1 protein-coding gene and 1 tRNA gene are annotated in these 638 nt (G+C 52.4%); one reads left to right on the forward strand and one right to left on the reverse strand.

Going from position 1 to position 638, the window contains the following annotated elements; all coding sequences use genetic code 11:
• A partial coding sequence (locus tag VM94_RS29115; RefSeq protein ID WP_235432950.1) for a hypothetical protein occupies positions 1-240 on the forward strand: 240 nt, incomplete at its 5' end.
• 221 nt (positions 241-461) lie between these two features.
• Here the strand turns inward: VM94_RS29115 and VM94_RS18290 are convergent.
• A tRNA-Ala gene (locus VM94_RS18290) sits at positions 462-537 on the reverse strand.
• Positions 538-638: the final 101 nt, after the last annotated feature.

Genomic DNA, 638 nt, shown 5'->3' on the forward strand with positions numbered 1-638 from the left:
GTGCTGGCTTTACTCTCAGCGGACTCTTCGTTGAAGGCTTTGCTTAGCCCCTCAAAAAAGCGTGCGCGAAGTATAGCACGGGGTGATTCACGAAATCAACTGCCGGGGGTTTTATTTTCCACCTTATTTGCAGGGATCTCTCTATGGGGATCGGATATTGATTTAGACGGTGGCATTGTCGGATTACGCGTGCCGCTAATCCGACCTACGCCCTCCTCATCCGACGAGTATGACGATTAATAAACGGACGTAAAAAAAGCCGCTCGAGGCGACTTTGATTACTGTGTGATTTCCGCGCTGTTGGTGGAGGTTTGCGGGAGCTAACCCTGACCTCTTGCATGCCATGCAAGCGCGCTAACAGCTTAGCCATATTCCCCCGAGGGTATGGCGGAAATACTTCGCCAAAATAAAAAAGCCGCTCGAGGCGACTTTGATTTATTCACTACCTGCTTCTGCGCTGTTGGTGGAGGTAAGCGGGATCGAACCGCTGACCTCTTGCATGCCATGCAAGCGCTCTCCCAGCTGAGCTATACCCCCCCGGGCGCAGAAACACTGCTACTTCTTTACTACAACACCAGACTGAACTGGCGTCCCCAAGGGGATTCGAACCCCTGTACTCACCGTGAAAGGGTGATGTC

Source organism: Janthinobacterium sp. KBS0711 (assembly GCF_000988085.1).
In the GTDB taxonomy this organism is placed as follows: domain Bacteria; phylum Pseudomonadota; class Gammaproteobacteria; order Burkholderiales; family Burkholderiaceae_D; genus Janthinobacterium; species Janthinobacterium lividum_E.